Genomic DNA, 4,779 nt, shown 5'->3' with positions numbered 1-4,779 from the left:
CTTCCGGCGCGCAGTCTCGGCTGCCACTAGGGCGAGGACCGCCTGCTCGGCCAGCGTGAACCGGGCCGCGAGCCCCGGCGGGAGCCGTCCAGAGGCGGCCCAGCGGCGGCGGCGCTCCATCGAGGCATCCGTGCGCGGGCGTGAGCCGACGGCCCTCCTGGGCGGTCCTAGGCGGTCGATGGCCTTAACCTCGGTTATCGTGGTTCCGGCTGGGTTCGAGGCTTGTTCGAGCTTTGGCCTAGTCGGCGGAACATAGGTCAACCGCCTTCCCTCGATAAGAACAGACAGCGCCTCGGCCTCGGCCTCCGTCACCTTCCCTTCCCCGTAGGCGCGCCACAGCGCAGCCGTGACGGCCGGCAACGCGGCGCGCGGGGCCGCCTCCACCTGTCGGCGGATCTCATTGGCATAGGTCATCGATCCCGGTCCTTTTTGGACCGCGGCTGTGATCAAGGCACGACTTCATCGCTCCGGGAATTGGCGCTCCCGTTGACTCCCGGCGGGAGCTATGATGTCTGGGGGGCGTGAACCGTGTCCCCGGACACCATTTCGATTTCGCGGGCTCTCTGTTTGGCGACAGGGGGCCCGTAGTCGTTTCAGGGTCTCAGATCCGCGGCGGCGTTTCTCCTGATGGTGGCAGCGACTCGCCTAAGCGGGTGCAGCCGGGACGGTCCATGTCGGCCGGGCGACACGGTTAAGTCAACGTTGAGGGGGGCAGCGTGGCCTCGCACTTGCACCGCAGGTGATGTCCCCCACCACCGGGCGCCCATGATCAAGTCAGAGCTGATCGCCCGCATCACCGAGCAGAACCCGCACCTATACGCGAAGGATGTCGAGGCGGTGGTCGGTGCCATCCTTGATCGCATCGCATTAGCTCTGGTGGACGGCGACCGCGTTGAGCTGCGCGACTTCGGTGCGTTCAGCATCCGCGATCGCGATGCTCGCGCTGCCCGGAACCCACGTACGCGCGAGCCGGTGGTGGCCAAGGCCAAGGCGTTCATTTACTTCAAGCCGGGCAAGGGGATGCGGGCCCGGCTCAACCTTAAGACGACCGACACTGAGCAGGATGCCGAGCAGCTGCTGCGAGCCGAACTTCGTTCGGCGGCCGCAGCGTGGCCCGCACGATAGCGACCTGGGGCGGCTCTGGGACCCCGAGCAAGGCGCTGATCGCGGCGTGCGTGGGCAAGCCAGCGCCGGGCGAGGCATCAGACCATCGCCAGCCGCTTCCGGCCTTTTTCGGATGCTGGAAACGTCTGCTACTCGGCAGCTTCGGCGGCCTTCCGCTCCGGCGCCTTATCGATGACGATGAGCACAGAGGCGGTCAGTATGCTCTTGCCAGCTTCGTCGCGAACCTCGGCTCGGTACTGAGCAGCGGGCCGTCCCTTGTGCTCGGCCCCGAGCATGTCGGCCAAAGTCTTGCGGACAACCTCCCGGACAGCAGCCTCATCCGGCAACTCGTGGCCGACGTCATCTATGACGACGATGCTGTCGAAAGTGTCGATGAAGAAGCGGGGCATCAGGCCCTCCCAGTCGCAGGCGGGAGCGCTCGCCTCACCCAGCCGCCAGCGCCTACGGTCGAACAACCGACGATGCCTTCCTATGTCGTATACAACCGAGAGGCGCTATAACTTACGTTCGATTTACGGGCTACATAGTTGCGAGGACTAAGATAATTGAAGCAGGTCGGCACGACGATGCGATAAAAATTGGAAAAGACTCACTTATGTGAAAATCGGAACCTGCTTTAGGCTGGGGATTTGCCCCGCACATACAGGTTTTCGGTCCCGGACCGACGTCCGACTGATGGCGGAAGGAAGCCTCACGGTTCCTCGTTCTCAGCGCGGCCGAGCCGCGAGAGAGCACGAATGTCCAATCCGCTGATCATGAAGCTTGAATACGGAGCGCGTCTGACCGACGAGGACCGTGCCGTCCTACAGGGCCTTACCAGCCGGACCCGCCGCATCGCACGGCATTTGGACATCAGCTCCGAAGGCGAGCGGCCTGAGAACGTGCACCTCGTCGTGGAAGGCTTCGCCTGCCGCTACAAGGCCCTTACTGACGGGCGGCGCCAGATCATGGCCTTCCTGGTGCCGGGCGACTTCTGCGACCTGCACGTCGCCATACTCGGCGAGATGGACCACAGCATCGGCACCGGCTGGGGCTGCACCATCGTGGATATTCCGCGCTCGGCCATCGAGCATCTAACGGCCCACCACCCCCGGATCAGGCGAGCGCTCTGGTGGGCGACCCTGGTCGATGAGGGCACGCTGCGGGCGTGGCTCGTCAACATGGGTCAACGCGATGCCGACCGGCAGATAGCCCATCTCGTCTGCGAGTTGCTCGTGCGCCTGCAAGTGGTCGGCCTCGCGGACGCGGATAGCTTCGAGTTCCCGATCACCCAGGATGATCTCGCAGACACACTGGGGATCACCAGCGTGCACGTGAACCGGGTCCTTCAGGATCTACGAGGTCAGGGCCTGCTCGAATGGAGGAGCAAGCGCGTGCGCATTCCCGACGTAGCGCGGCTGATGGCCTTCGCCGAGTTCGATCCGAAGTATCTCCACCTGAACCGACGCGACGACGACGAGCGTCCGCTCTCGGGTACGTCGTAGATTGGCTTCTGCGGAACGTCCGCTCCGGGGCGAAGGCTCAACGTCCGCTCGCCACCTACAACAGACCCTGGTTTACGCTCGCTCCAGCAGGTCGAGAAGCATCGTGCCGGCTGCCGCGATGACGTTGCCGCGACCGCGCCAGGGCAAGATTGCAGCCACCGGCAACGGCTCGGATTGCGGTTCCGGCATGGTCTCGGCCGTCACCTCCGGCAGAACGGTCTCGGGCGCCTCGGCCTCGCCGTCCCGGTCGCTGCCTCGCATGTAGACGACCTGCGAGCCGGCCACGTTCTCGGGCGCGGCCAACGAGGGCTCAGCGTCCCCGCCGTCCTCGTGGTCCGCGTCGCCGTCCATGCGGTCCAGAACCGCAATGATGCGGTCTGCGGCGTCGAGGGCGGTCTGTGCCGCCTCCTCCAGGCTGGCGCGGAGTGCCGCCCCGGCCAGCGGCGCCAGGATCTCCGGAGCCGCCGGTTTCGGACGCGGGGTGAAGGTCAGAACGTCGCCCATGGTGTCAGGTCTCGGGTCACGATGAAGGGGAAGGCCCGGCAGGATCCGGCCGGGGCGGTACGCACGGCGACAGGGGGAAGGGGGCGGGTCAGCGCCCCGCCCGCTCGGCCTCGACGTGGGCCAGCAGGTCGCGGGCGAATGCCGCGATCTCGTCGGGGTCGCCGTTGTCGATGGTCGTGGCGGCCAGCATGGACAATCGGCTTTCGCGGTCGTCCTGTCCGCTCGGCGTACGACCCGCCGCTTCCTTCGCAGCGGCGCTCTCTACCGCCGTCAGAACGTCGCCGATCCACTGCACCAGTATGCCGGCAGCGTTGAAGTCGGGGGCACCGGAGGGGTGCGCTCGCCGTTGGCAGCGAGGGCTCCACGCATGGGCGTAGGCTACGCTGCCGATGCGTTCAGCGAGATCACGGACCGCCTGCAGTTCGCCCATCGTGGCGGACGCGAGGTCGAGCATGGTGACGAGGCTCGGCGTGAGGCAGGGCTCATCAGTCTCACGCTCAACGGCAGCGTTCATCGCGGCATTGATGTCGAGGGCGAGCCTGCCGCTGGTTTCGTAGTCGCCTCTCGGACGGCTGGCGCGGTACTCGTTCGTGAAGTGATCCCAGGCGAGGGCTAGCGCCTTGGCCGCAATGTTCTGTCTCGTGGCAGGCAGTGCCTCAGCTTCGGCCAGGATGGCGATCTTCCGATCGACAAGCCGCTCGAACGCGTCATTGGCGGCGTCGTCGGCACCCTCAGGCTCGAAGGTCTCGATCTTGCGCCAGACGTCGGTGATTTCGGTGAGCGTGCGGCTGGGCTGCGTGCCGGCCTTGAGCGCGGGCGAGCGGGCGATGTTGTCGAGGATGCGCAGGTGCTGACCGCCGTCGTCGCCCTCATCGAGCGAGAAGCCACGATCCCGCGGGTAGGAGGCCATGAACCGAGCTCGCGCAGCACAGCCGGCCGCAGTGGTCGGCACCGTCCTGACCAGCACGGTGTCGATATGGGCGTAGAAGGCATCGAAGGCCGCTTTCTGCTCCGGTAGCGGGTCGATCGTGCCGGGCGGCTGGGGCACTTTGGACGCAAGGTCGACCGCGTACTGCAGGCGTTCGGTTTCTCGGATGGCCAGGAGTGCCGGATCACCCAGGCTGTCGGTCGGGATCGCCGGCTCCAGGAAGAGGGCGGCCTCGATCCCGTCGAGGCGCAGGTGGTGGCGCAGCCCATCCTCGATCTTTGCACGCATGGTCTCGTGCAGGCCCTTACCGGCGGCCTCGGCTCGGCGCTCGAACTCATTACACGCGATGTCGTGCAGGCGCTCCAGCTCCAAGCGCAGCCCCTCGGGGATGTTGATGAAGCTCATCGGCTCCCGCTCCGGGTAGGCCATGAAGCCGGGTGGCGGGCTGTCCCAATCGACGGCCTCGGCTGCGGCCTGCGGCTCCGGCTGCCGGACGGCACGCGAGAGGCTGGCCTTCAGGTCGGCGGCGCGCCCGCGAAGTGAGGGGCGGTCTGGCTGCTGACGGCGGAACGGGTTGAGCGAGGGCATCGGTAAGCCTCCAGGGATCATAGGATCAGGGGACGAAAGCGCGACGGCCGATCCGCCACGTCGGCTGATCAGAGCAGGGAGGCGAGGCCGTTGAGCACCATGCCGCCGCCGACGATGGCGATGGCGGCCCGCAGGGCGGCAGCGACGCCC

At 66.6% G+C, this 4,779-nt stretch carries 5 protein-coding genes and 1 pseudogene; 2 read left to right on the top strand and 4 right to left on the bottom strand.

Going from position 1 to position 4,779, the window contains the following annotated elements; translation table 11 throughout:
• Nucleotides 1-414: pseudogene (locus tag MKK82_RS28655) on the bottom strand (helix-turn-helix domain-containing protein); the annotation flags it as partial.
• 351 nt (nt 415-765) lie between these two features.
• Between MKK82_RS28655 and MKK82_RS28650 the strand changes: the two are divergent.
• Nucleotides 766-1,125 carry an HU family DNA-binding protein gene (locus MKK82_RS28650; protein WP_243987590.1) on the top strand — a complete coding sequence of 120 codons (360 nt, stop codon included), beginning with the start codon at nt 766-768 and terminating at the stop codon, nt 1,123-1,125.
• 128 nt (nt 1,126-1,253) lie between these two features.
• On the opposite strand, the gene MKK82_RS28645 is transcribed toward MKK82_RS28650, so the two are convergent.
• Nucleotides 1,254-1,514, bottom strand: a complete 261-nt coding sequence (locus MKK82_RS28645) for a DUF6894 family protein (RefSeq protein ID WP_243987589.1) — start codon at nt 1,512-1,514, stop codon at nt 1,254-1,256.
• A 348-nt stretch (nt 1,515-1,862) separates the two neighbouring features.
• On the opposite strand from MKK82_RS28645, the gene MKK82_RS28640 reads away from it, so the two are divergent.
• Entirely contained in the window at nt 1,863-2,609 is a 747-nt protein-coding gene (locus MKK82_RS28640) for a Crp/Fnr family transcriptional regulator (RefSeq protein WP_243987588.1), read from the top strand.
• Nucleotides 2,610-2,681: 72 nt separating this feature from the next.
• Here the strand turns inward: MKK82_RS28640 and MKK82_RS28635 are convergent, their stop codons facing one another.
• The gene (locus MKK82_RS28635; protein WP_243987587.1) at nt 2,682-3,113 is read right to left on the bottom strand and encodes a hypothetical protein; all 432 of its coding nucleotides are present in this window, start codon (nt 3,111-3,113) and stop codon (nt 2,682-2,684) included.
• Between the two features lie 88 nt (nt 3,114-3,201).
• Nucleotides 3,202-4,446: a hypothetical protein gene (locus MKK82_RS28630; protein WP_243987586.1), complete on the bottom strand. Its 1,245-nt coding sequence runs from the start codon at nt 4,444-4,446 to the stop codon at nt 3,202-3,204.
• Between the last annotated feature and the right edge of the window lie 333 nt (nt 4,447-4,779).

It is taken from the genome of Methylobacterium sp. E-046 (genome assembly GCF_022829625.1).
Classification (GTDB): domain Bacteria; phylum Pseudomonadota; class Alphaproteobacteria; order Rhizobiales; family Beijerinckiaceae; genus Methylobacterium; species Methylobacterium longum.
This window is presented reverse-complemented; position numbering and strand designations above follow the sequence as displayed.

Bases quoted from the DNA above. Each gene is read 5' to 3' on its own strand.
- MKK82_RS28650 (WP_243987590.1), top strand. From the start codon at position 766: ATGATCAAGTCAGAGCTGATCGCCCGCATCACCGAGCAGAACCCGCAC.
- MKK82_RS28645 (WP_243987589.1), bottom strand. From the start codon at position 1,514: ATGCCCCGCTTCTTCATCGACACTTTCGACAGCATCGTCGTCATAGAT.
- MKK82_RS28640 (WP_243987588.1), top strand. From the start codon at position 1,863: ATGTCCAATCCGCTGATCATGAAGCTTGAATACGGAGCGCGTCTGACC.
- MKK82_RS28635 (WP_243987587.1), bottom strand. From the start codon at position 3,113: ATGGGCGACGTTCTGACCTTCACCCCGCGTCCGAAACCGGCGGCTCCG.
- MKK82_RS28630 (WP_243987586.1), bottom strand. From the start codon at position 4,446: ATGAGCTTCATCAACATCCCCGAGGGGCTGCGCTTGGAGCTGGAGCGC.